The organism is Microbacterium meiriae (assembly GCF_032364335.1).
Lineage (GTDB): Bacteria > Actinomycetota > Actinomycetes > Actinomycetales > Microbacteriaceae > Microbacterium > Microbacterium meiriae.
In genome coordinates, this window is record NZ_CP133984.1 from 2,836,749 (window position 1) to 2,861,262 (window position 24,514).

The following is a 24,514-nucleotide window of genomic DNA, read 5'->3' on the forward strand; positions in this document are numbered from 1 at the left end:
GGGCTTCCGACATCCGGTAGGGGAAGGCGATTAGGCTTGTCCGGTGAGCATCCCGCACGACCCCGCCATCCGGGGCTTCGCCAGTGACAACTACTCCGGCATCCACCCCGAGGTCCTGGCGGCCCTCGCGGCCGCGAACGGGGGCCACCAGGTGGCCTACGGCGAGGACGCCTACACCGCCCGCCTACAGGAGGTGTTCCAGGCGCACTTCGGCGACACCGCTGCGGCGTACCCCGTGTTCAACGGCACCGGGGCGAACGTCACCGGCCTGCAGTCGATGCTGCCGCGCTGGGGTGCCGTGATCGCGGCCTCGACCGCCCACATCAACGTCGACGAAGGCGGAGCGCCCGAGAAGATCGGCGGCTTCAAGCTCCTCACCGTCCCCACCGACGACGGCAAGCTCACCCCCGACCTCATCGCCCGCGAGGCCTGGGGCTGGGGCGACGAGCACCGCGCGCAGCCGCTGGTGGTCTCGATCACGCAGTCCACCGAGCTCGGCACGCTGTACACGGCGGACGAGATCCGCACGATCGCCGATCACGTCCACGCGCGCGGCATGAAGCTCCACGTCGACGGCGCGCGCCTGTCGAACGCGGCCGCCGCCCTCGACCTCCCGCTGCGGGCGTTCACGACCGACGTCGGGGTGGACGTGCTGACCTTCGGCGGCACGAAGAACGGCGCGATGCTCGGCGAGGCCATCGTCGTGCTGAACCCGGAGGCCGCCGTCGGCCTCAACTACGCGCGCAAGTTCAACATGCAGCTCTCGTCGAAGATGCGGTTCGTCTCGGCGCAGCTCATCGCCCTGCTCGACGGCGACCTGTGGCTGCGCAACGCCCGGCACGCCAACACCATGGCGGCCCGGCTCCGCGGGCGGATCGAGGACGGTCTCGCCGACGGGTCGATCGTCGGAGTGGAGTTCACGCAGCCGACGCAGGCGAACGGCGTGTTCGCGACTCTGCCGGAGGGCGTCGCCGATCAGCTCCGCGACGTGTTCCGCTTCTACGACTGGGACGCCGCGCGGCGCGAGGTGCGCTGGATGTGCGGCTTCGACACCGAGGAGTCCGACGTGGACGCCTTCGTCGACGCCCTCGCCCGCCTCACGCGCCCCTGACACCCCGGGTTCGCGTCGAGACCCCGGGGTGCTCGCGCGTCTACGCCGGGGTGTGGGCGGGAAGCCGGGGTCTCGGCGGGAGAAGGTCGCCTAGCGCTTCGCCTTGCGGTAGCCGGCCTTGACGGCGGCGCTCTCCGTGGAGAAGCACGCCTCCGGCTTCGTCTTCGCGTAGGAAGCCCCGCCCCGCACGTGATAGATCATCGACTGCGCGTTGCCCTTGATGGGAGCCCAGGCGGGGCAGTTCCAGGTCGAGATCGGCGTGGTGCGCCCCGGATAGACGACCGCGGCCGTCCGAGCCGACGTCCGTGCAGCGGAGATGTAGCCGCTCTTCGTGCCGGTGACCCGGACCGTGATCCTCGCCTTCACCATGGCCGGGGTGACGACGAGCGACGAGCCGGTCGCACGGGAGATCGCTCGCCCGTTCATGTACCACTGGTAGCTCAGCCGGGTGCCGCTCGTCCAGGTGTACGGGACGGCCGTGAGGCGCGACCCCACGATCGCGGATCCGGTGATCCGCGGGACCGGCGCGGACAGGATCCCCTTCACCGCGGCCGTCGGCTTCGAGCGCCGTGATGCGGCGGCGTACCCGGCTTTGGTCCCGGAGACGACGACGGTCACCGTCTTCACGGCCGCCGACGACGGAAGCGTGAACGAGGCCGCGGTGGCTCGTGCGACAGCGGCACCGTTGATGTACCACTGATACGTCAGCCGTGTCCCCGCCGTCCAGGTTCCGGTCCTGACCTTGAGGGTCTGCCCGACGGTGGGCGTGCCCGTGATCGACGGTGTCGGGGCGACGAGCGGGCGGAGCACGGCGGCCGTCGCAGCCGAGCCGACCGTCGCCGACGCGAAGGCGGCCTTCTTCCCGGTCACCCTGACGGTGATGCGCGTCCCCGCGTGCGCTGTCGTCAGCGCGAGGGAGGAGGCCGTCGCCTTGGTGATCGCCTTTCCGTTCGCGTACCACTGGTAGCTGAGCGCGGCACCCGCGGTCCAGGCCCCCGGGAGCGCTCGAAGGGTCTGTCCGACGACGGGCGTACCGCTGATCGTGGGCACCGAGGTCTCCAAGCGGTGCAGCGCCTCGAGCGCGGCATCGATCCCCGGCCGCGCCTCCCCTGCAGCCAGCACGAGCGGCCGCGCCTTCTCGAATCGAGGTGCGTCCTGCCACCACTCCGAGACCGCGCCCGCGACCGAGGATACGAAGGCGACGCGATACTCGCCCGCCGGCAGCCCGCCGACGGCGAACGTACCCGCGTCCGTCACGACGTTGGCGGCGGCGACCGCGGCTCCGGCGCCGGCCACCGGGTAGACGGCGACGACGACCCGCTGCCCGGTGATGTCCACGCCGGTCGGCGCGGTGACGCGCCCAGAGACGAGGGCGGAGCGCTCGAGCCCCACGTCGCGCACGAACCCGTCGGGCCCCACAGACACGACCTCGCCGGCCTGCGGGCCCCCCTGATCGAAGACGGCGCGTCCCTCCGACACCACACCGAGGACGACGTCGCCCTGCGGGACGCGCAGAGAGTACGACCCGTCTGTCACGCCGACGGCCGCGAGCGGTGAACCGGCATCCGCCCCGGGTGCATAGGCCGCGACGAAGGTCCGTCCCGTGCTCAGATCGGTGCCGTCAGGGAACGTGACCTGTCCGGAGACGACGGCGGTGCCGTCCGGATCCGTCTCACCGGGAGCGGCGGCGATCTCCGCGGCCGCTTCCACTGCCGTGGGAAGCGCTTCGGCGACCCCGGGGAAGGCCGGGTCGGACGCCGTCGCCGCACTGGCGGGTGCCGCGACGAAGACGAGCCCGGAGGCGAGGAGCGCGGCGGCGACCGTGACGGCCAGCGCGCGGAGGGTGCGGAGAGGAGCGGCGAACGCCATGAGCATCCTTCGGGACGGACGCGGTCGACGACCGCGCGGATCAGGGCGTTCTGAACAGATCACCTTCGTCATGGATACCGCTCCCGCGCTCCGAGGACAAGCTCGGATTCCTGCCCCTTTCGCCGAGACCCCGGGCCGCCGTCGAAACCCCGCGTTCCGCACGGGCCGAGCCCGGGGTGTGGGCGGGAAGCCGGGGTCTGGGCGGAAGGATGAGAGGCGAAGGTCAGCGGAGGAGGCCGAGGCTGGCGAGCGCGTGCCGGATGAGGGTGCCGCGGCCGCCCTCCATCTCGGCGGCGACGGCATCGGAGGCCGCGGCCTCCGGGGAGAACCACGTCACCTCCAGCGCGTCCTGACGCGGCTCGCACGTACCGGTCACAGGCACCACGAAGGCGAGGGAGACGGCGTGCTGACGGTCGTCGTGGTACGCGCTCACCCCCGGGATCGGGAAGTACTCGGCCACCGTGAACGGCAGCGGCTGCGGCGGCAGCAGCGGGAAGGCCATGGGACCGAGGTCGTTCTCGACATGACGGAACAGCGCGTCGCGGATCGTCTCGCCGAAGCGCACGCGGCCCGACACGATCGTGCGCGTGATCTCGCCGAGCGGGGTGGAGCGCAGCAGCACGCCGATCTCGGTGACCTGGCCGGAGCCGTCCGTGCGCACGGGGATCGCCTCGACGTAGAGCATCGGAAGGTGGCGCCGCGCCTCCTCCAGCTCGACGTCGCTCAGCCAGCCCGGGTTCGCGTCCGGGCTCGGCGGGTTCGCGTCGCGGAACGAACCGAGGCCCTCGTCGTCGGGCTCCGGCTCCGGATCGGGTGTGCGCACCGCCATGCCTCCTTTCTACCAGCCGTCCTCGTCGATGGGGAGCACCGGCGCGAGCCCTGGCAGGATGACGGTGTGACCGAGAACCTGACGATCGACGCCGCCGCGACGCGCTGGTCGCCCCCTGACCCCGCCGGGCTCCCGCTGCTCGTCCTGCTGCACGGGTACGGCGCCGACGAGCACGACCTCTTCGGCCTCGTCCCGTATCTGCCCTCCGGCATCGCCGTGGCCTCGGTCGCTGCTCCGCTCGCCCCGCCGTGGCCGACCCCCGGTCGCTCCTGGTACCCGATCGAGGGGCTCGACGGACGCAGCTCCGCCACCGTCACCCTCGCGGCCGAGGCGTTCCTGCGCTGGCTCGACGAGGCCGCGGCGGACGCGCCGTCGGTGGCGCTGCTCGGGTTCTCCCAGGGTGCCGCGGTATCCCTCCAAGCCCTGCGGCTCGCGCCCGAGCGGTTCGGTGCGGTCGTCGCACTGAGCGGGTACGCCGCCCCGGACGCCCTTCCCCAGGACGAGCATCTGGCGGAGGTCAGCCCTCCGGTGTTCTGGGGCCGCGGCACGCACGACGACGTCATCCCCGCACCGCTGATCGCCCACACGGCGCAATGGCTCCCCGCGCACACGACCCTCTCCGGTCGCGTCTACAGCGGTCTCACCCACAGCATCTCCGAGGAGGAGCTCGGCGACGTCCACCGCTTCCTCACGACCTGGGTCGCGGGGATCGACGCGGATCAGGCAGAGGGGCCGCGCCCGTCCTGAGTGCCGTCGCCGGAGTCCGGGTCGTCGACACCGTCGGTGCCCTCCGGTCCCTCGCCGGCGCCGCCCCCTGAACCGCGGAAGGCCACGGACAACGCGACGCCGATCGCGAGGCCGATGCCGATGCCGAGGGCCCAGTTGCCCAGCGCCATCCCCATCGAGACACCGATGGCCACGCCGAGCGCGAGACCGATGCCGAGGCCGGTCCTGGCGCGCATCTCCTCCGGGCTGGGGTTCCGATCGTCTGCCATGCCTCCACGGTAGAAGCCCGCGAGCACCCCCGCATCCCACGCGCGACGGACCCGCGACACGCCCGGGAGTTGCACGACGCGACACGCCCGGGTATCGTCGTGGCGTCCTGTCCGCCGTGTCTGGAAGTCCTTTGATCTGAATCGTCGACTCCGCGCCCCTCTTCTCGCGCGCTGACCCGACGATCGCCGACTCCCCGGCAGACGCCCTCCTCCGCTTCCGTGACTCCACGGCCCGGCAGGGGCTCGGTGTCAGTGCACCCTCGCACTCGACAGGAGACACCCCATGTCACACCCCTCTTCCTCGCACGCCTCGGTCGTCCTCGACCGGCTCTCCTTCACCTGGCCGGACGGCACGGTCGCGCTCGACGGCGTCTCCGGAGCGTTCGGCGCAGGGCGCACGGGCCTCGTCGGCCGCAACGGCGCCGGCAAGTCCACCCTGCTCCGACTGATCGCCGGGGAACTCGAGCCCACTTCCGGATCCCTCAACACCTCGGGCGAGGTCGCCTTCCTCCCCCAGCAGCTCACGCTCGACGTGGACCGCCGGGTGTCCGACCTCCTCGGAGTGACGGCGGCCCTCGACGCCGTGCGCGCCATCACGGCGGGCGACGTCGACCCCGCGCACTTCGACGCGGTCGGCGACGACTGGGACATCGAGGCACGGGCGGAGGCCTCCCTCGCGGAGGCCGGGCTCGCCCCCGCGTTCCTCGACCGCACGGTCGGCGAATTGTCCGGCGGGGAGGCCGTGCTCGTCGCGATCGCCGGGATCCGGCTGCGGCGGGCACCCATCACGCTCCTCGACGAACCGACGAACAACCTCGATCGCGACGCCAGGGCCACCCTCGCCGCGATGGTGCAGTCGTGGAAGGGCACGCTCATCGTCGTGAGCCACGACCTCGCACTGCTCGAGCTCATGGACGACACCGCCGAGCTCTACGGACGGAACCTCTCTGTGTTCGGCGGGCCGTACTCCGAATGGCGCGCGTGGCTGGATGCGGAACAGGACGCGGCGAAGCAGGCCGAGGTCGCCGCCGCCCAGGTGCTCCGCAAGGAGAAGCGGCAGCGGATCGAAGCGGAGGTCAAGCTCGCTCACCGGGCCCGCACCGCCAAGAAGGCCGAGGTCGAGAAGCGCGTTCCGAAGATCATCGCGCACGGTCGGAAGATGGCCGCCGAGGTGTCCGCAGGGAAGCTGCGCACCGAGGTCGGCGCGAAGGAGGACGCGGCGCGCGCGGCACACGATGCGGCGGGACGGCGGGTGCGGTCCGACGCCTCGATGAAGATCGAGCTGCCGGACCCCGACGTGTCGCGGAGTCGGCGGATCGCCGAGCTGAGCGGGCCCGAGCGGTCGTGGGTGATCCAGGGTCCGGAGCGCGTGGCCCTCGTCGGACGCAACGGCGCCGGCAAGACGACCCTGCTGGAGCGGCTGGTCGACGGGGCCGTGCACAACTCAGGAGAAGAGGCGCCGGAACGTCCGAATCCGACGCCGGAGGCGGAGATCGGGCGCGATCTCCTGAGTTGTGAACGGCCGGAGCTCCGGGCGGAGGCGCTCACTGACCGGATCGGCTACCTCCCGCAGCGCGTCGACGGTCTCGACGAGAGGCTCTCCGTGTTCGCGAACGTCGCCGCCGCAGCACCGCAGGTCCCGGAGAAGGAGCTCCGCAATCGGCTCGCGCGGTTCCTCATCCGGGGCGGGACGGCCGACCGTCCGGTGTCCGCGCTGTCCGGCGGGGAGAGGTTCCGGGTCGCTCTGGCCCGGCTGCTCCTCACGGATCCGGCTCCGCACCTCGTCGTCCTCGACGAGCCGACGAACAACCTCGACCTCGACACGGTCGACCAGCTCGTCGAGGCGCTGCGGGCCTACCGCGGCGCGGTGCTCGTGGTGAGTCACGACGACGCCTTCCTCTCCCGACTCGACCTCGACCTCACGCTCGAGATCGACGCGGACGGCGTGCTGCAGGAGGTGGTGTGACCTCGTCATCCATTCCGTCTGCACGACCCTTGTCCGCCCGCACGACCGGAACCACGGTTCGGTCGTGCGGGCGGGACCGGGTCGTGCGGGCGGGAGAGGGGGCTGTCAAGGTCCGAGCCGGATGTCGGTGGGGTCGGGAATGATGGAGGCATGAGCGACGTGCTCGACCGCTTCACCCCGGCCACACAGGACTGGTTCCGGGGTGCCTTCACCGCACCCACACCGGCCCAGGCGGGCGCGTGGGAGGCGATCTCCGCCGGCAAGCATGCCCTCGTCGTGGCGCCGACAGGATCCGGCAAGACGCTGTCGGCGTTCCTCTGGGCCATCGACAGCGTGTTCCGCGAGCGCGCCGACGCGCCGGAGGAGCCGAAGAAGGACGGGTCCCGGACGCGGATCCTCTACATCTCCCCGCTCAAGGCCCTCGGCGTGGACGTGGAGCGCAACCTACGTTCGCCACTCATCGGCATCGGGCAGTCCGCCCGGCGGCTCGGCCTCACCGCCCCCGGCATCACGGTGGGCGTCCGCTCGGGCGACACGACATCGAGCGATCGGCGCAAGCTCGTGTCCGATCCGCCCGACATCCTCATCACCACGCCCGAGTCGCTGTACCTGATGCTCACGAGCAGGGCGGGCGAGACGCTGCGCGACGTGCACACCGTCATCATCGACGAGGTGCACGCCGTCGCCGCCACCAAGCGCGGCGCGCACCTCGCGGTCAGCCTGGAGCGCCTCGACGCCCTCCGTCGCTCCCACGGCGCGGAGACCGCAGCGCAGCGGATCGGCCTGTCCGCCACCGTGCGCCCCATCGACGAAGTGGCGCGCTTCCTCGGCGGCGGGGATCCGGTCGAGATCGTCGCCCCGCCGGCATCGAAGACCTTCGAACTCGGCGTCGTCGTGCCGATGGACGACATGACCAACCCGCCGCCGCCCCCCGGGGCCCCGCCGGAGGCGCCGGGCATCGACGCGGAGTACACCGAGGTCACCGGGTCGGTGTGGCCGCACGTCGAGGAGGCGATCGTCGACCGCATCCTCCAGAACAACTCGACCATCGTCTTCGCGAACTCCCGCCGCCTCGCCGAACGGCTGACCGGACGGCTGAACGAGATCTACGCGGAGCGGATCGGCGTCGCGCTTCCGGAGCCGACCGTGCCCGCTGCGATGATGGCGCAGGCCGGGTCCACCGCGGGTGCCGATCCCGTGCTCGCCAAGGCCCACCACGGCTCGGTGTCGAAAGAGCAGCGTGCGCAGGTCGAGGAGGAGCTGAAGTCGGGCGTGCTCCGGTGCGTCGTCGCCACGAGCAGCCTGGAACTCGGCATCGACATGGGTGCCGTCGACCTCGTGATCCAGGTGGAGGCGCCGCCGTCCGCGGCCTCCGGACTCCAGCGCGTGGGTCGCGCCGGGCATCAGGTCGGCGAGATCAGCCGCGCGGCCCTGTTCCCCAAGCACCGCGGCGACGTGCTGCACACCGCGATCGTGACGGAGCGGATGCTGGCGGGGAAGATCGAGGCGATCCAGGTGCCGCGGAATCCGCTCGACATCCTGGCCCAGCAGACCGTCGCGGCCAGCGCCCTCGGCGCCATCAGCGTGGAGGAGTGGTTCGAGACCGTCCGCCGTTCCGCCCCCTTCCAGTCACTCCCCCGTTCCGCCTACGAGGCCACGCTCGACCTGCTGGCCGGCCGCTTCCCCTCCGACGAGTTCGCCGAGCTGCGGCCGCGACTCGTCTGGGATCGCGATGCCGGCACGCTCACCGGCCGCCCGGGCGCACAGCGGATCGCGGTCACCAGCGGCGGCACCATCCCCGACCGCGGGCTCTTCGGCGTCTTCGTGGCGGGCGAGTCCACGGGCGCCCGAGTGGGCGAGCTCGACGAGGAGATGGTCTACGAGTCCCGCGTCGGCGACGTGTTCACCCTGGGGACCACGAGCTGGCGCATCGCCGAGATCACCCACGACCGGGTCAACGTCATCCCCGCCTACGGCCAGCCGGGAAAGGTCCCGTTCTGGCACGGCGACGGCATCGGGCGTCCGTTCGAGCTGGGCGAGGCCCTGGGGGCGTTCTCCCGCGAGGTGTCCGCGGCGAAGCCGGAGAAGGCGGAGCAGCGCCTCATCGCCGCCGGACTCGATGAGCAGGCGCGCGCGAACCTCCTCGCCCACCTCTCCGAGCAGCGGGAGGCCACGGGCACCCTGCCGACGGACCGCACGCTGACCGTCGAGCGCGGACACGACGAGGTCGGCGACTGGCGCGTCATCCTCCATTCCCCGTACGGCATGAAGGTGCATGCGCCGTGGGCGCTGGCGATCAACGCACGGGTGCGAGAGCGCCTCGGCGTCGAGGGCTCCGCGGTGGCGAGCGACGACGGCATCATCGTCCGCATCCCCGACGCCGAGTCGGAACCGCCCGGCGCGGAGCTGTTCGTCTTCGATCCGGATGAGCTCGAACAGCTCGTCACGCAGGAGGTCGGCGGCTCGGCGCTGTTCGCCTCGCGGTTCCGGGAGTGCGCCGCGCGGGCGTTGCTCATGCCGCGCACGAACCCCAACCGCCGGACGCCGCTGTGGCAGCAGCGCCAGCGCTCGGCGCAACTCCTGGAGGTCGCGCGACGGCATCCCACCTTCCCCGTCATCCTGGAGACCCTGCGCGAGGTGCTGCAGGACGTCTACGATCTGCCGTCGCTGCGCAAGCTCGCGACGAGCATCGCCGACCGCCGCATCCGCCTCGTCGAGACGCAGCCGGGGCAGCCGTCGCCCTTCGCGCGCGACCTCCTCTTCGGCTATGTCGGGGCGTTCATGTACGAGGGCGACTCACCGCTCGCAGAACGCCGCGCCGCCGCTCTCTCCGTCGACCCGGCGCTGCTGGGCGAGCTGCTGGGCACGGTCGAGTTGCGCGAGCTCCTCGACCCCGACGTCATCGCCCAGTTCGAGCGCGAGGCCCAGCGGCTCGATCCGGAACGCCGGGCGCGCGGCCTGGAGGGCGTCGCCGACCTGCTCCGGCTGCTCGGCCCGCTCGATGCCGACGAGGTCGCCGCGCGCCTCGATCCCGACTCCACCGTCGGGGCGACCGCGGCGGCACTGCTCGACGACCTCGTGACCGCGCGGCGGGCCATCCCGGTCACGATCGCCGGGGTGTCCAGGGTCGCCGCGATCGAGGACGCAGGGCGCCTGCGGGATGCGCTCGGCGCGGCCCTGCCGACCGGCATCCCCGTCGCGTTCCTCGAGCCCCTGGCGGATCCTCTCGGCGACCTCGTGGCCCGTCATGCCCGCACCCACGGCCCCTTCACGACCACGGCCGTCGCCGAGCGGTTCGGCCTCGGCGCCGCCGTCGCGCGGCACACCCTGCAGCGCCTGGAGACGAACGGCCGCCTCACGAGCGGGTACTTCCTCCCCACCGCGGCCGGCAGCGGCGACGACCTCGAGTGGTGCGACTCCGAGGTCCTGCGGCGGCTGCGGATGCGGTCGCTCGCGGCGATCCGCGGATCCGTCGAACCCGTCTCGCCCGAGGCGTACGCGCGTTTCCTTCCGGACTGGCAGCATCTCGGTCGCCCCCTGGAGGGCATCGACGGCGTGCTCACGGTGATCGAGCAGTTCGCCGGCGTCCCGATCCCGGCCAGCGCCTGGGAGTCGCTCGTCCTGCCATCGCGGGTGCGCGACTACACCCCGGCGATGCTCGACGAGCTCACGGCCGCGGGCGAGGTGATCTGGTCCGGACACGGCACGCTCCCCGGGCGCGACGGGTGGGTCTCGCTGCACCCCGCCGATCTCGCCCCGTTCACGCTGCCCGATCCGGACGCGGAGATCGCCGCGGAGTCGCTCGAAGCGCGCCTCCTCGCAGCCCTCGCGGCGGGCGGCGCCTACTTCGCGGCGCAGCTCAAGGAGATGACCGGCGCCGAGAACGAGCAGTCCGTGCTGGAGGCGCTGTGGTCTCTGACCTGGTCGGGGCATGTGACGAACGACACGTTCGCGCCGATCCGCTCGCTGCTGACCGGCGGCTCCCAGGCCCATAAGGTCAAGCGCCGTGCTCCGCGTGCGCGCACCTATCGCGGCATGTCCCTCACGCGCACGGCTCCTCGACCGACCTCGATCGGCGGACGCTGGTCGTTGCTCCCCGAGGTCGAGACCGACCCGGCGCGCCGCGCGACCGTCACCGCCGGCCTGCTCCTCGACCGGTATGGCGTCGTCACCCGCGGGGCCGTGCAGTCGGAGGGCGTGCCTGGCGGTTTCGCGCAGGCGTACCGTGTGCTGGCCGGGTTCGAGGAGGCGGGGCACTGCCGCCGCGGCTACGTGATCGAGAAGCTCGGCGCCGCACAGTTCGCGGCATCGGCCACGGTCGACCGTCTGCGGACCTACGCCGGTCTCGCCGATCCGCCGCCGCGGAAGGCCGTCACCCTGGCGGCCACCGACCCCGCGAACCCCTACGGCGCGGCGCTCGGGTGGCCGAAGCTCGAGGGCGTCTCGCATCGCCCGGGGCGCAAAGCCGGCGGGCTCGTGGTGCTCGTCGACGGCGCGCTCGTTCTGTCGCTCGAGCGCGGCGGACGGACCGTGCTGTGCTTCACGGACGACGAGGAGGTGCTGCAGGCCGCCGCCGCCGACCTCGCGACGACAGCCAGGGACCGCCGCCTCGACACCCTGACCGTCGAGAAGGTGAACGGCGAGGGGGTGTACGGCACGATCCTCGGGCGGGCTCTGCAGGAGGCGGGCTTCGTGCAGACGCCGCGCGGCTTCACCCTCCGCAAGGCCGTCTGACCCCGGCATCACCACGACCACCACCGACCCACCCCTACCCTGGAGCCATGATCCGAGAGTTCGCCGCCGGCGTCCGCACCCTGTTCCGCGGGTTCGGCGTGTGGCGCACCCGTCCGGGGCTGATGGCGCTCGGGCTCGTCCCCGCGATCATCGCGCTCGTCCTCCTCGCCGCCGTCCTCGTGCCGCTGATCCTGTCGATGCCCGCGCTGGCAGCCTGGCTCACCCCGTTCGCCGACGGCTGGGTGGAGCCCTGGCGCGGCGTCCTGCGGACCGCGGTCGGCCTCGTCGTGGTCGCCGCCGCACTCGCTCTGGCCAGCTCCGTGTTCAGCGCTCTCACCCTCACGATCGGCGACCCGTTCTACCAGCGCATCTGGCACGCCGTCGAGAAGGACCTCGGCAACCCGCCTCCTGCGGATGGCGGCAGCTTCTGGACGACCGTCGGCGAGGGCCTCCGGCTCGTCGTGCTCGGCATCCTGATCGCGCTCCTCGTGCTCCTCATCGGTCTGGTGCCCGGCGTCGGCGGTGTCCTCGGAGCGGTCTCCGGTGTCGTCCTCACGGGCCGCCTGCTGGCGCGGGAGCTGACCGGTCGCGCCTTCGACGCCCGTGACCTCAGCCCCGCCGCGCGCGCCGCGCTGTTCTCCGGCAGTCGCGCCCGCGTGCTCGGCTTCGGCGTCGCGACCCAGCTGTGCTTCCTGATCCCCGGGGGTGCCGTCGCCGTGATGCCGGCCGCGGTCGCGGGGAGCACGATGCTGGCGCGAGATATGCAGGCCCGCACCCCACTCGCCGCCGCCCAGCCGACGGCGCCGGCGGCCGTGCCGCACGACCGCACACCCGGGATCGCCTGATGCCCGAGGGCGATACCGTCTTCCGTACCGCACGCCGCCTGGACGAGGCCCTCGCCGGCGGGGAGGTCACGCGCTTCGACCTCCGCGTTCCGCGCTTCGCGACCCTCGATCTGACCGGCCAGCGGGTGCAGGGCGCCGTCCCCCGCGGGAAGCACCTGCTGCTGCGGATCGGCGAGAGCACGCTCCATTCGCATCTGCGCATGGACGGTGCGTGGTTCGTGTACCGGCCCGGTGAGAAGTGGCGGCATCCCGCGTTCAAGGTGCGGGCGATCGTCGGCACGGCCGAACGCGAGGCCGTGGGCGTGGACATCGCCGAAGTCGAGGTCGTCCCCACCCGCGACGAGGACGACCTCGTCGGCTACCTCGGCCCCGACCCTCTCGCGGCCGACTGGGATCCGATCGAGGCCGCACGGCGGCTCGGCGCCGACACCCGGGCCATCCACGTCGCCCTGCTCGATCAGCGCAACGTCGCGGGGTTCGGCAACGAGTACGCGGCAGAACTCCTGTTCCTCCGGGGAATCCTGCCGACCACGCCGACTCCCGAGGTCGACGTGGCCGCCCTCCTCGACCTGGGCGTACGGACCATCCACGCGAACCGCGACCGCCGCAATCGCACCTTCACCGGCATCGACCGCCCCGGGCAGGCCACGTGGGTCTACGGACGCGCCGGACGCCCCTGCCGACGCTGCGGAACGCTCATCCGTCGCGGGGAGCTGGGGGCGGATCCCACCCGAGAGCGGATCACGTTCTGGTGCCCCCGGTGCCAGCGCTGAGCCGTATCCATCCGCGGGAATGAATCTCCCCCTCTCGTGGTTGTTGATATATCCGGAGAACTCCGGAGCACGGGAGGAATCGTGGGCAAGAACTACGTCGACATCGAGAACGACCACGGAGCGACGCTGCGGTACCGCAAGCACGCCAACGGTCGCGGTCTCGTCGCGCATGGCGCCAAGGTGCATCCGAAGGCGCACATCGAGGCGGGGGCCTACATCGAACCGGGAGCACGCGTCGGAGCGGGGGCCATCGTCGCCCGCGGTGCGTGGGTGGACGAGGACGCCGTGATCGGCGAGGGCGCGTACATCGACGCCCACGCGCACGTCGGCCAGGGCGCGGCGGTCGGCGACCACGCGCACGTCGGGGTCCGCACCGACATCGGGGCCGGGGCCCGCATTGTGCGGGGCGCCCGCATCGGCGACGACGAGACGGTCGCGGCGGGGCTCACCGTCGCCACCGATCAGAAGGGTCTCTGGCTGGCGGCCTGACCGCTCTCAGAGCAGGCGCCGCTCCGACGCCCACGCGGTGAGCTCGTGGCGGGAGGAGAGCTGCAGCTTGCGCAGCACCGACGACACGTGCGTCTCGACGGTCTTGATCGAGATGAAGAGGGCGGTGGCGACCTCCTTGTACGCGTAGCCGCGGGCGATCAACCGCATCACCTCCTGCTCGCGCGAGGAGAGGCGGTCGAGTTCGTCGGTCGCGGTGGCGGTCTCGCCGGCCACGGCGCCGAACGCGTCGAGCACGAATCCCGCGAGCCGCGGCGAGAACACCGCGTCCCCCTCGGCGACGGCGTGCACGGCGGCGCTCACCTCGCCGCCTGACGAGCCCTTCGTGATGTAGCCGCGCGCACCGGCCCGGATGACCCGCACGACATCGGCCGCGGCATCGGAGACGCTGAGGGCCAGGAAGCGCGTCGTCGTCGGTCCCGTCCCTCGGATCACGGCTTCCCCGCCGGTCGCGTCGTCACCCTCGCCGCCCGGAAGGTGCACATCGAGGAGCACCACGTCGGGCACCGTCTCCGCGACCACGGCGATCGCCGTGGGCACGTCTGCGGCCTCGCCCACCACCTCGACGCTCGCATCGAGGTCGGCCCGCAGGCCTGAGCGGAAGATGGAGTGGTCGTCGACGATCACGACGCGGAGACGGTCAGCCACGGGGCTCCTGCCGGACGGTGCCCCACTCGAGGGACGAGGTAGTGGGCAGGCGCAGATGCACCTCGGTACCGGCGTCGTCGCTGCGCACCGAACCCGTGCCACCCGCGCGACGCAGGCGCCCGATGATCGACTCCCGCACGCCGAGCCGGTCGCCGGGCACCTCGTCGAGCCGGAATCCAGGACCGCGGTCGCGGACGAACACGTCGACCCCATCGATGCGCCCCTCGATGTACACCGAGATCTCGCCGCCGGCGTGCCGCGCGGCGTTCAGCATCGCCTCGCGCGCCGCGGCGGCCAGCTCGCCGCTCGCCCGCTCCGCCGACAGCCCGGCGGAGACCACGTCGATCCGGACCGGGTGGTCGATCTCCAGCGCCGCTGCGTAGTCGCGCAGGTCGGTCGGCAGGTCGCTGTCCGCCGGGGCGTCCCCGTCGTAGAGCCACGCGCGAAGCTCCCGTTCCTGCGCCCGGGCGAGGCGGGCCGCCTCGCTCGACGCCCCGGCCCGGTTCTGGATGAGGGCGAGCGTCTGCAGCACGGAGTCGTGCAGGTGGGCGGCCATGACGCTGCGCTGCTCTTCGCGGATGCGACGCACCCGCTCGCCGGCGAGTTCCCGCCATCGCGGGATGAGGGCCGAGGCCACCACCGCGACCAGCCCGGTCAGCGGGAGCAGCACGAGCACGACGCCCGAGCGGGCGATCGGCCACGAGAGGAGCAGGAGGACCACGAGGCCGAGGATGAGCACCGCGAGGATGCGGACGGTGGTGGTGTGCCGGGGGCCACGCGCCGTGTCGGTGCGATCGATGAGCGTCGCCCACAGCCCGGAGGCGGTCGCGCACAGCGTGGTCCCGCCGACCACCACGGCCGCCGTCCCCGGAGGGATCGAGCCGTTCAGCCAGTCGCTGCCCCCGCGCCACACCACGATGACGAGGGCGCCGACGCCGGCGGGCGCGAGCAGGAGCCACGCGACCGGCAGGCGTCGCGTCGGCGCGGAGGCCCCCTCCGCCCACGGCATGAACGTCCAGCACCACGCATACAGGAGCACGCCCGCACCCCCGCAGAGCGTCAGGGCGACGAACAGCGCCCGCACCAGGCCCACGTGCACTCCGAGGTGCCGCGCGAGCCCGGCGCTCACTCCGGTCACGAGGGCGTCGCGGTCGCGGGTGAGGGCCGGACGCGCGGTCGCCGGTGCCGGGGAGGCGGGCGCGGACACGGCGGAAGACATACCGTCATCCAATCATCCTGTCCCCCCGCTCGGGGTCCTCCCGGGCGCGGAATCAGGGTGCGCTCAGGGGATCCCCCCATGGCCTCACGGCGCCGGCGACCGCGAGGATCGACTCATGACGATTCCGACCGCTCCGCCGCCGCCCGCCGAGCCCGCCCCGTCGACGCCGGACACCCCTCGCGCACCGCGCGGCGCCGACCGCTTCCTGCTGTGGGTCGCCGGCCTCGGCGTTGTCCGCACCGACGGGTGGCTCGGCGGCGTGGCCGCGGGCATCGCGATCCGGCTGCGCATCGATCCGCTGATCGTGCGCGGGGTCCTCGTCGTCGCGGCCCTCTTCGGTCTTCCGGCCCTGTTCCTGTACGCCCTCGCCTGGGCCGTGCTGCCGGACGTCGACGGCCGCGTGCACCTGCGCGATCTGCTGCAGCGTCGGTACGACCCCGTGCAGCTCGGCATCCTCGCCCTCGCCGTGATCGGCCTCTTCCCGACGGCCCCGCTCACCGGGCGCCTGTTCGGACTCGGCTACGACGGCTGGTCGGCACTGTCGACCTTCACCTGGGTGGTCGGGCTCGTGCTCGCCGCCGCCTTGCTCTTCCTCATCGTGCGTGCCGCGCGCCGCACCCCGGGCGCTTCCGCGCCGGATCTGCCGGGGGCTTCCGCAGATCCGGCGGCCCCGGCCGCGTCCGCCCCCCTCGCGGGTTCGGGTCCCGCCACGGGGGCGGACGCCACTCCTCCCGCGGCGACGGACGCGCCTCCCCCGACGACGCTCCCCGCCGAACTCCCGAACGACGTCCTCGCCATCCCCGCACCTCCGGCCCCCCTGCCTCCGGGCACCCAGGACCCCGCCGCGCTGGAAGCCTGGCGTGCGCAGCATGCCGCGTGGAAGGAGCAGGATCAGGCCTGGCGCCGTCAGCAGCAGGATGCGGAGCGCGCCGCGCGAGACCAGCTCCGCCGGGAGCGTCAGGCCGAAGCCGCCGTCTTCGCCGCCGAGGCCGCGGAGCGCCGACGCCTCCGCCGCGCGTCCAACCCGCGCGCCGGCTTCCCGTTCGTCATGACCGCCGTCGGCCTCGCGATCGTGGTCGGCGCCGGGGTGGGACTCGCCGTCGGCGAAGCCCTCGGCGGCGCGCTGGGGCTGTTGTCCGGCGCACTGGTCCTGGCCCTGGCGATGATCACGGCCGGAGCCCTCCGTCGCCGCAGTGGCGGGCTGGCCTTTCTCACCGTGCTGACGCTGGCCGCGGGTCTCCTCACGGGCTTCCTGTCCACCATGCCCGGCCTCACGCTCGGGTACGCCTCGCTCACGAACAACCAGGAGGCGCACGTCCGACAGCCGTTCGGTGATCTGTACCTGCAGCTCCACCCGCACGACGGCGGCCCCCGCCCCATCGAGATCGAGAAGGGATCGGGGCGGACCGAGATCTTCGTCGACGCCGGCGTGCAGCTGCAGCTCCGCGGCACTGTCGGCGACGCCGTGGAGGTGAGCTGGCTCCGCGTCGATCCGGACGACCCGATGGTCATGGACACCGGCGTCATCTCGACCCGGCCACGGGGCGAGGAGAACGTCCTCACCGCGAACATCTCCGCCGAGGAGGGCAGCCCCTCCACGATCCAGCCCGTGACCATCGACCAGTCGAGCGGCGTCATCGTCGTGACCCTGCAGGAGCCCGAGGAGGGCCAGGAATGAGCACCGAGACCATCACCGCACCACGGGTGCGCTGGGCATCCATCATCTGGGGCACGACCTTCGCCGCGATCGCCGCGGGGGCGCTGTGGTTCCTCGCCGACGCGGATCGCCGCGCCGCGCTGGCCGACGGCGTGGGGACGATGACTCCCGCCACCCTGCTCACGATCGTGCTCCTCACCGCGGGAGCCCTGTTCCTCGTGGGCGGTGTCGCCGGGCTGGTCCGCCGGACTCAGCGGAACTCCCCCGCCGAGGACTCGGAGGACCCCGAGTAGCCTGGATCCCATGGCGCACCAGGGACGACGACCCGCGAAGGGCTCCGGCAAGGGCTCACCCGCCCACCGGGGCCGTGCCGCGGGCGGCGGCTCACGCCAGGGGAAGCCGGCTCCGCGCAGGACACCCCGCGCCGAGAAGGTCGTGTTCGACGCTCCGACCGCCGCACCCGAGGAGCCGCGGACGTTCCGCCTCGGCGCCGTGCCCGGAGCGACGCCGGGCAAGTGGATCGACACGTGGAAGCGGCGCCTGCCCCACGTGGCCCTTGAGCTCGTCCCGATCGAGGCCGCCGGGCAGCGAGAGGCGCTCGACGCTCTCGACGCCGCTCTCGTGCGGCTGCCGCTGGACGACGATGCCCTGCACGTGATCCCGCTGTACGACGAGGTCCCCGTCGTCGTGGCCTCGACCGATTCGCACCTGCTCGCGGCGGACGAGCTGACGACCGCCGACCTCGACGGCGAGGTGCTGCACTCCCTGTCCGACGACGTGCTCGGGCCGGTGGAGGTGCCGGGCACCATCCCTGCACGCGTCGGACCCCTGTCGACCGCCGACGCGATCGCCACGGCGGCGACGGGTGTCGGCATCGTCCTCGTCCCGATGTCACTGGCCCGACTGCACCACCGGAAGGACGCCGACTATCGGGTCCTCGCCGACGGCCCGGTGTCGACCGTGGCCCTCGCCTGGCCGCGCGACCGGACCACACCCGACGTCGAGACGTTCGTCGGGATCGTCCGAGGACGCACCGCGAACTCGTCCCGCTGAGCCGTCGGGCCGGGACGCTCCCCCTCGTTAGAATCGCCTGATGGCCTCGCTTCTCTACGTCTGCGTGCGACCCGAGACCGGGGCGGCGGATGCCGAGCACGCTTCGTTCCGGCGGGCCCTCGGGGTCGACGTGGTCGATCGTCTCGACCTGCTCCACGAGCCGCTGACCGCGGCCCACCTGGATCGATACCGCGGCGTCGTCATCGGCGGTTCGCCGTTCAACGTCACGGACGTCGAGAAGACCCCGGTGCAGCGGCGCGTGGAGGCCGATCTGGAGACGCTCGCCCGCGCCGCACGGGAACAGCGGATCGCCGCCTTCTTCACGTGCTTCAGCATCGGGGTGCTCACCCGCCTCCTCGGCGGCGAGGTCGTGACGACCATGCCGGAGGCGGCGAGCGCGACCGTCATCGACACGACGCCGGAGGGCGCCGTCGATCCTGTGTTCGGCCCGTCCGGTCCGGCACTCACCGTCTTCACCGCGCACAAGGAGAGCGCCGCCACGACTCCGCCGGGAGCCGTGCTGCTCGCCACCAACGCGGCCTGCCCCGTGCAGGCCTACCGGGTGGGCACCCACCTGTACGCCGCGCAGTTCCATCCCGAGCCGACGCCGCGCGACTTCGCCGACCGCATGACGTTCTACCGCACGACGGGGTACTTCGATCCGGCGCAGTTCGACGCGGTGCAGCAGGAGGTCCTCGCGGCCTCGGTCACCGAGGGCGCCGCCCTGCTCCGCCGCTTCGCCGAGCTGTTCGGCTGAGATCAGGTCGGCGCGTCACCGCGGAGCAGCGGGACGCGCTCGCGCAGGTAGGCGTCCAGCGGCATGAACCCACCCGCCTGACTCCAGCGCACCGACGGCACGCCGTCGAGGAGCGCGAGCGGACCGGAGGAGCCTCCGGCATCCACCGCGTCGACGTCGATCACGCTCCAGCCGACGTGCACGACATCCCCCTCGTGGAAGCCGCCCCGGAGCGCGAGGGCCCGGCGCTCGGCCCGTGCGCGCGCCGACTCGGCCGTGTATCCCCGACGCCCCGGGTCCGCGGCGCGGAGCACCTCCGCCGTCGCCAGGGCATGCGTGTCGGTGAGCAGGATGACGCCGAGGTGCCAGGCCTCGCCGACACGGACGATCCGCCGCCCGCGCCAGCGCGAGTCCTTCTCCTCGCCGAGGCCCTCTCGGGGGGCTCCGGCGAGCTCCTGCACGGCCTCGGTCAGCAGGGCGGAGGCGGTGGTCACAGCTCCCCCAACGTGGTCTGGTCGGCGAGGCGCGGGCCGGCGACCTGCGCACGATCGCCACGCAGCGTCATCCCGATCAGCGGGTACAGGAGCACCGACAGCATGCCCGCCCCGACGAGCGCGGCCGCGGTCCCGGAGTCGAGCATGTCCTGATCCACGCCGATCGCGGTGACCGCGACGATGATCGGCAGCCCGGTGGCTGCGAGCAGGCCGAGCGCGGCGCGGTCGCGTCCGCTCGCGCCCGCCGGGGCGGACAGCTGGGCGGCCGATCCGCGGATCACCAGGAGCGCCAGCAGGAACACTGGCACCAGGGACATCGCCGAGGGAGACGTCAGCAGCGCCTGCAGGTCGAAGGTCACGCCCGTGTAGAGGAAGAACACCGGCACGAGGAAGCCGAACGCGAGCCCCTCGATCTTGCTCTCGACCTCGGCCGCGTCCTTCTCGGGTGCCCGCGCCATGATGATGCGCCAGATGGCCCCCGCGACGAAGGCGCCGAGGAGCATGTCCAGGTCGAGCATCACGCTGAGGCCGACGAGGGCCGCGATGAGGAGGATCACGAAGCGCACCCCGAACTGGTCGGAGGTGTGGAGGGTCGCGCGCACGATGCCGTGCAGGCGCCCGTGCGGCACCCGGTGCGCGACGAGGACGGCGAGTCCCGCCAGCACGACGAAAGTCAGCAGCACCGCCGTGGCCAGGGGTGTCGTCCGGGTGCTCAGGAAGATCGAGATCGCGATCAGCGGCAGGAACTCCCCCACGGCGCCGATGGTGCTGATGGCACGGCCGAACGGGGTGTCCAGCTCCTTCGCATCGCGCAGGATCGGCATCAGCGTGCCGAGGGCGGTCGAGCTCAACGCGATCCCGATGACGACCATGCCCTCCCCCGGGGCGAAGAAGAATCCGAGCCCGATGCCCAGCAGCACGCTGAGCAGCCAGCCCAGCGACGCCCGGGCCAGGGGCTTCCCGGCCACCTGGCGGAAGTCGATCTCGGAGCCGGCGACGAAGAACAGCACGGCCAGGCCGAAGTCGCTGAGCTTCTCCAGGAGGGGCCCTGGCTCCACCCAGCCGAGCACGGCAGGACCGACGAGGATGCCGAGGACGAGCTCGAACACGACGATCGGCACCCGGACGAGCGGACGGACGCCGCGTGCGAGAAGCGGTGCGGCCACCGCCAGCAGCGGGATCAGCACCAGTCCGACGTCGCTCGCATCCACGGTCTCAGGGTAGCGACGCCGCGGGCGATTCGCTCCCCGCCCGCGCGACACGGCAGAATCGATGCACACCCCGAGGAGCAGCCATGACCCAGCCCGATACCGCCCGACTGCTGATCGCCTGCGACGACCAGCCCGGCATCGTCGCCGCGGTCGCCGGCGTGCTCGCCCGGCACGGGGCCAACATCATCTCGCTCGACCAGCACTCGACCGACTCCGAGGGTGGCCGATTCTTCCAGCGGACGGTCATCCACCTCGACGGTCTGTCCGCCGCGCGCCCAGCCCTGGAGGCCGACATCGCGGCGGTCGCGGAGCGCTTCGGCATGGAGTGGTCGCTGCACGACGTCGCCCGGCGCAAGCGCGTGGCGATCTTCGTCTCGAAGTACGACCACTGCCTCATGGAGCTGCTCTGGCGCACGCAGCGCGGTCAGCTCGACATCGACATCACCATGGTCGTCTCGAACCACCCCGACCTCGCCGAGGCCGTCCGCTCCTTCGGCGTACCCTTCGTGCACATCCCCTCGACGGACAAGCAGGCGATGGAGGAGCGTCAGCTCGACCTCCTCCGCGGCAACGTCGATCTCGTCGTGCTCGCCCGGTACATGCAGATCCTCAGCGACGACTTCATCACGCGCCTCGAAGCCCCGGTCATCAACATCCACCACTCGTTCCTGCCCGCCTTCATCGGCGCGAACCCCTACGCCAGGGCGAAGGAGCGCGGCGTGAAGCTGATCGGTGCCACGGCGCACTACGCCACAGCCGACCTCGACGAGGGGCCGATCATCGAGCAGGACGTCACGCGGGTCACGCACTCCGAGTCCGCGGCCGAGCTGCAGAGCCGGGGCGCCGACGTCGAGCGTCTGGTGCTCGCCCGTGCCGTGCAGTGGCATGCCGAGGACCGCGTGATCGTGCACGGCCGCTCGACCGTCATCCTCTAGCGCACCGGCCGCTCAGCGGTCGAGGATGTCGACGGCGAGACCGTGTGAGGCGGCGGCGAGGCGCTTGTCGTTCGTCCACAGCTCCGTGCACCCGGACAGCTGGGCGGCGGCGAGGTGCAGCGCATCCGGGGTCTTCAGACCGAAGTCGGCCCGGAGCTCGGCCGATCGGATGAACGCTGCCGTATCCAGTGCGACCGTCTCCATCCGTTCGAAGAGAGCCAGGTACCGGTCGCGGAGCTCCGGATTGCGCTCGCGCGCGGGCAGCACGAGGCACTCGTGGAGCGCCAGCGGACTCGACGCCACCTCGGCATCGACCTCGCGGAGTGCCTGCCGTACGGCATCACCTCTCGGACCGCGGTCCTCGATCGCGTAGATGAGGATGCACGAGTCGAGATAGATCATTCCCAGGCGTCCCGGTTCTCGTCGATCCGGACGTCCAGCTCCTCTGCGCTCCGTGCGAGCCGGGGCGGCAGCGGATGCTGTTCGATCCACTCGACGAGGAGGCGGCCGCTCCGCACCACGTCGACGGGCCCGATGGGGACGAGACGGGCGACCGGAGTGCCCCGCTTCGTGATGACCACGTCCTCGCCCGCCTGCGACTCGGCGATCAGGCGCGAGAGGTTGTTGCGCGCCTCCAAGACGTTCTGGGTGGACATGACGCCATTCTAGCCAGGAACCTGGCGTCGCTCAACGGCCGGGCACGCCGGCGGCGAGCTCTGCGAAGACCTCGGCGGCGGTCGTCCCGCGCGCGAGCGGGGCGGCCTGCCCCATCCACAGCGACTGCAGCTCGCCGAGATTCTGCTCTCCTGCCGCCGCGCGGAAGCGTCCGGTGAGCCAGTTCTGCATCGGGAACGGGGCGATCGTGCCGCTCGCCTCGATCGCGCGGACTGCGCGGTTGCGGGCTCCGCGGGCGAGGCGTCCGCTCATCGCCTTCGTCAGCACGGTCTCGTCGGCGGCAGTGGTCCGGATGGCGTCGCGGTGCGCTGCGGTCGCGGCGGACTCGGCGGTCGCGAGGAACGCCGTCCCCACCTGCACGCCGGAGGCACCGAGGGCGAAGGCCGCAGCGACCCCGCGGCGGTCGGCGATCCCGCCGGCGGCGATGACCGGCACGTCGACGGCGTCCACGACCTGGGGCACGAGCGCGATGGTGCCGACGAGCGACTCGGTCGCGGGGCGCAGGAACGACACGCGGTGCCCGGCCGCCTCGGCTCCGGACGCGACGACGGCATCGACTCCGGCTTCAGCGAGCGCGACCGCTTCGGCGACCGTGGTGGCGGTGCCGACGACCCGGATGCCGCGGTCGCGGGCCTCGGCGACGACGGCGGGCGACGGTACCCCGAACACCACGCTCAGCACGGCGGGGGCGACCTCCCAGACCGCGTCGAGCTGCTCGTCGAGGTCGGGCATGTAGCGCTCGGGGCGTGCCGGCACCGGAACCCCGACGGCCTCGTAGAACGGCTCCAGCGCCTGCGCGAAGACCGTGTGCTGCGGGTTCGGCACGGCCTCGTCACCCAGGGGCAGCCAGATGTTCAGCGCGAAGGGGCGGTCGGTGGCGCGGTGCAGCTCGGCCCCGACCTCCCGGATCCGGTCCCCGTCGTAGCCATAGAGACCGTAGGATCCGAGCCCGCCGGCCGCGCTCACCGCCGCCGTCAGCTCCACCGACGAGGTCCCCCCGAACGCCCCCAGCACGATCGGATTCTCCACTCCCAGAAGTTCTTCTGTCGCCATACCCCGACGGTACGCCTTCGAATCGCCTGAATGGCTCCATCGGCGGCCCGGATACAGCGATTCAGGCGATTCGAACGGGGTAAGCTCGCGGCATGAGCGAGTGGTTCGGGCAGATGCTCGGCTTCGTCGCGGCCGCGATCGGCCTTGTGACGATGCCGGATGCCGCCGCGCTCGGCCTCGCGATCGCGCTGCTCGCCGTCACCGTCCTCACGCTCGCACTCGCACTGAGCGTGCGCCACCAGACCTCCGCCGATGCCCCGCACCCGCTGCGGGCGATCGATGTCGGAACGCTCCTCCCGCAGAGCGATCCGGATGCCGCCGGGCACCCTCGTCCGCGAGCGCCGGGAGTCGCGACCGCCGCGTAGTCCGTCCGACCGGGACCGCGCGGCCTTCGCCGACCCTTCCCGACCTCATCGAACGGACCTTCCCGTGGACATCTTCGCCTTCCCTCCCCTCGCCGCGCTCCTGGACGCCGCCTATGGTGCCCTGAACGGCCTCTCCACCCTTCTCGAACCCCTCGCCGGCCCCTCCGCCGCCGCCCTCGCCGTGGTCCTGGTGACCCTCCTCGTGCGCGCCCTCCTCATCCCTGTCGGCATCTCCCAGGCCCGAGCCGAGCAGACCAGAGCCCGCCTCGCCCCGAAGCTGCGCGCGCTGCAGCAGCGCCACCGGAAGAACCCGGAGCGCCTGCAGCAGGAGATGATGGCGCTCTACCGGGCCGAGAACACCTCGCCCTTCGCGGGGATGCTGCCCGTGCTGGCGCAGGCGCCCGTCGTGGGGCTGCTGTACACCCTGTTCCTGCGGCCGGAGATCGCCGGACACCCGAACGAGCTGCTCACCCACGACCTCTTCGGCGCCCCGCTCGGCACGAGCCTGGTGTCGGCCCTGTTCGGCGGCACCGCGACCCCGGCGACGTTCGCGGTCTTCGGCGTGCTGCTGGCCGTGATGATCGCCGTCGCCGAGGTCACCCGGCGGGTGTTCCGGCCGGTCCCCGTCGAAGGCGACGACTCCCCGCTCAGCTCCCCCGGCATGCTGCGGATGATGTCGGCGCTGCACTATCTCACCGCGGTGTTCGCGGCCTTCGTCCCCCTGGCCGCCGCGCTCTATCTCACGGTCACGGTGGTGTGGACCCTCGTGCAGCGGGTGATCCTGCGCCGCCGCTACCCGCTGCCGCAGCCGGCCGTCGTCCGGGCGTGAGAGCCGCTCG

General features: G+C 72.4%; 24 protein-coding genes. 14 read left to right on the plus strand and 10 right to left on the minus strand.

Annotated features, from left to right (window positions below):
• The first annotated feature begins 43 nt into the window (after positions 1-43).
• Positions 44-1,111 carry a threonine aldolase family protein gene (locus tag RI211_RS13835; RefSeq protein ID WP_315638404.1) on the plus strand — a complete coding sequence of 356 codons (1,068 nt, stop codon included), beginning with the start codon at positions 44-46 and terminating at the stop codon, positions 1,109-1,111.
• A gap of 90 nt (positions 1,112-1,201) precedes the next feature.
• Here the strand turns inward: RI211_RS13835 and RI211_RS13840 are convergent, their stop codons facing one another.
• Positions 1,202-2,980, minus strand: coding sequence for a sunset domain-containing protein (locus RI211_RS13840; protein ID WP_315638403.1), 1,779 nt, complete (start codon positions 2,978-2,980; stop codon positions 1,202-1,204).
• 223 nt (positions 2,981-3,203) lie between these two features.
• A complete protein-coding gene (locus tag RI211_RS13845; RefSeq protein WP_268776644.1) occupies positions 3,204-3,809 on the minus strand; it encodes a DUF4916 domain-containing protein in 606 nt (201 codons plus the stop codon).
• Between the two features lie 66 nt (positions 3,810-3,875).
• On the opposite strand from RI211_RS13845, the gene RI211_RS13850 reads away from it, so the two are divergent.
• Positions 3,876-4,556 carry an alpha/beta hydrolase gene (locus tag RI211_RS13850; RefSeq protein WP_315638402.1) on the plus strand — a complete coding sequence of 227 codons (681 nt, stop codon included), beginning with the start codon at positions 3,876-3,878 and terminating at the stop codon, positions 4,554-4,556.
• Here the strand turns inward: RI211_RS13850 and RI211_RS13855 are convergent.
• Positions 4,529-4,804 (minus strand): glycine zipper domain-containing protein, encoded by a 276-nt coding sequence (locus RI211_RS13855; protein ID WP_315638401.1) that lies wholly within the window; start codon positions 4,802-4,804, stop codon positions 4,529-4,531. The genes RI211_RS13850 and RI211_RS13855 overlap by 28 nt on opposite strands.
• Positions 4,805-5,087: 283 nt before the next feature.
• On the opposite strand from RI211_RS13855, the gene RI211_RS13860 reads away from it, so the two are divergent.
• The 5 genes from RI211_RS13860 (at position 5,088) to RI211_RS13880 (ending at position 13,611) form a co-directional block, all read left to right on the plus strand.
• Positions 5,088-6,770, plus strand: a complete 1,683-nt coding sequence (locus RI211_RS13860) for an ABC-F family ATP-binding cassette domain-containing protein (protein ID WP_315638400.1) — start codon at positions 5,088-5,090, stop codon at positions 6,768-6,770.
• Between the two features lie 150 nt (positions 6,771-6,920).
• Positions 6,921-11,504: an ATP-dependent helicase gene (locus RI211_RS13865; RefSeq protein WP_315638399.1), complete on the plus strand. Its 4,584-nt coding sequence runs from the start codon at positions 6,921-6,923 to the stop codon at positions 11,502-11,504.
• 47 nt (positions 11,505-11,551) lie between these two features.
• Entirely contained in the window at positions 11,552-12,349 is a 798-nt protein-coding gene (locus RI211_RS13870; RefSeq protein WP_315638398.1) for an EI24 domain-containing protein, read from the plus strand.
• Complete coding sequence (locus RI211_RS13875) at positions 12,349-13,122, plus strand: DNA-formamidopyrimidine glycosylase family protein (protein ID WP_315638397.1); 774 nt, start codon at positions 12,349-12,351, stop codon at positions 13,120-13,122. Before RI211_RS13870 ends, RI211_RS13875 begins: the two co-directional genes overlap by 1 nt.
• A gap of 81 nt (positions 13,123-13,203) precedes the next feature.
• Positions 13,204-13,611: a DapH/DapD/GlmU-related protein gene (locus tag RI211_RS13880; protein WP_025102471.1), complete on the plus strand. Its 408-nt coding sequence runs from the start codon at positions 13,204-13,206 to the stop codon at positions 13,609-13,611.
• 6 nt (positions 13,612-13,617) lie between these two features.
• Here RI211_RS13880 and RI211_RS13885 read toward each other — a convergent pair whose 3' ends face one another.
• Complete coding sequence (locus tag RI211_RS13885) at positions 13,618-14,277, minus strand: LuxR C-terminal-related transcriptional regulator (RefSeq protein ID WP_315638396.1); 660 nt, start codon at positions 14,275-14,277, stop codon at positions 13,618-13,620.
• Entirely contained in the window at positions 14,270-15,496 is a 1,227-nt protein-coding gene (locus RI211_RS13890; protein WP_315638395.1) for an ATP-binding protein, read from the minus strand. The genes RI211_RS13885 and RI211_RS13890 overlap by 8 nt, the downstream gene beginning before the upstream one ends.
• Positions 15,497-15,611: 115 nt before the next feature.
• On the opposite strand from RI211_RS13890, the gene RI211_RS13895 reads away from it, so the two are divergent.
• The 4 genes from RI211_RS13895 to RI211_RS13910 are packed head-to-tail and all read left to right on the plus strand — an operon-like array spanning position 15,612 to position 18,963.
• Positions 15,612-17,174: a PspC domain-containing protein gene (locus RI211_RS13895; protein ID WP_315638394.1), complete on the plus strand. Its 1,563-nt coding sequence runs from the start codon at positions 15,612-15,614 to the stop codon at positions 17,172-17,174.
• Positions 17,171-17,446 carry a hypothetical protein gene (locus RI211_RS13900; RefSeq protein WP_280564945.1) on the plus strand — a complete coding sequence of 92 codons (276 nt, stop codon included), beginning with the start codon at positions 17,171-17,173 and terminating at the stop codon, positions 17,444-17,446. Before RI211_RS13895 ends, RI211_RS13900 begins: the two co-directional genes overlap by 4 nt.
• A 10-nt stretch (positions 17,447-17,456) precedes the next feature.
• The gene (locus tag RI211_RS13905) at positions 17,457-18,206 is read left to right on the plus strand and encodes a LysR substrate-binding domain-containing protein (RefSeq protein ID WP_315638393.1); all 750 of its coding nucleotides are present in this window, start codon (positions 17,457-17,459) and stop codon (positions 18,204-18,206) included.
• A 40-nt stretch (positions 18,207-18,246) separates the two neighbouring features.
• Positions 18,247-18,963 (plus strand): glutamine amidotransferase-related protein, encoded by a 717-nt coding sequence (locus tag RI211_RS13910; RefSeq protein WP_315638392.1) that lies wholly within the window; start codon positions 18,247-18,249, stop codon positions 18,961-18,963.
• A gap of 2 nt (positions 18,964-18,965) precedes the next feature.
• On the opposite strand, the gene RI211_RS13915 is transcribed toward RI211_RS13910, so the two are convergent.
• Together RI211_RS13915 and RI211_RS13920 are read right to left on the minus strand one after the other, a co-directional pair.
• Positions 18,966-19,436: a glutaminase gene (locus RI211_RS13915; RefSeq protein WP_315638391.1), complete on the minus strand. Its 471-nt coding sequence runs from the start codon at positions 19,434-19,436 to the stop codon at positions 18,966-18,968.
• Entirely contained in the window at positions 19,433-20,647 is a 1,215-nt protein-coding gene (locus tag RI211_RS13920; protein ID WP_062632981.1) for a cation:proton antiporter, read from the minus strand. The genes RI211_RS13915 and RI211_RS13920 overlap by 4 nt, the downstream gene beginning before the upstream one ends.
• Positions 20,648-20,730: 83 nt before the next feature.
• On the opposite strand from RI211_RS13920, the gene purU reads away from it, so the two are divergent.
• The gene (purU, locus tag RI211_RS13925; RefSeq protein ID WP_187662325.1) at positions 20,731-21,582 is read left to right on the plus strand and encodes a formyltetrahydrofolate deformylase; all 852 of its coding nucleotides are present in this window, start codon (positions 20,731-20,733) and stop codon (positions 21,580-21,582) included.
• Positions 21,583-21,594: 12 nt separating this feature from the next.
• Here purU and RI211_RS13930 read toward each other — a convergent pair whose 3' ends face one another.
• From RI211_RS13930 to RI211_RS13940, 3 genes are read right to left on the minus strand one after another with little or no spacing between them, the layout of a single operon-like run.
• The gene (locus tag RI211_RS13930; RefSeq protein ID WP_315638390.1) at positions 21,595-21,984 is read right to left on the minus strand and encodes a type II toxin-antitoxin system VapC family toxin; all 390 of its coding nucleotides are present in this window, start codon (positions 21,982-21,984) and stop codon (positions 21,595-21,597) included.
• Complete coding sequence (locus RI211_RS13935) at positions 21,981-22,238, minus strand: type II toxin-antitoxin system Phd/YefM family antitoxin (protein ID WP_315638389.1); 258 nt, start codon at positions 22,236-22,238, stop codon at positions 21,981-21,983. Before RI211_RS13935 ends, RI211_RS13930 begins: the two co-directional genes overlap by 4 nt.
• A 31-nt stretch (positions 22,239-22,269) precedes the next feature.
• The gene (locus RI211_RS13940) at positions 22,270-23,310 is read right to left on the minus strand and encodes an NAD(P)H-dependent flavin oxidoreductase (protein WP_187662326.1); all 1,041 of its coding nucleotides are present in this window, start codon (positions 23,308-23,310) and stop codon (positions 22,270-22,272) included.
• A 92-nt stretch (positions 23,311-23,402) separates the two neighbouring features.
• On the opposite strand from RI211_RS13940, the gene RI211_RS13945 reads away from it, so the two are divergent.
• Both RI211_RS13945 and RI211_RS13950 read left to right on the plus strand, forming a co-directional pair.
• On the plus strand, positions 23,403-23,675 hold the full coding sequence (locus tag RI211_RS13945; protein ID WP_280564960.1) for a DUF6412 domain-containing protein: 273 nt from the start codon (positions 23,403-23,405) through the stop codon (positions 23,673-23,675).
• Positions 23,676-23,739: 64 nt separating this feature from the next.
• On the plus strand, positions 23,740-24,504 hold the full coding sequence (locus RI211_RS13950) for a YidC/Oxa1 family membrane protein insertase (protein ID WP_259954310.1): 765 nt from the start codon (positions 23,740-23,742) through the stop codon (positions 24,502-24,504).
• Positions 24,505-24,514: the final 10 nt, after the last annotated feature.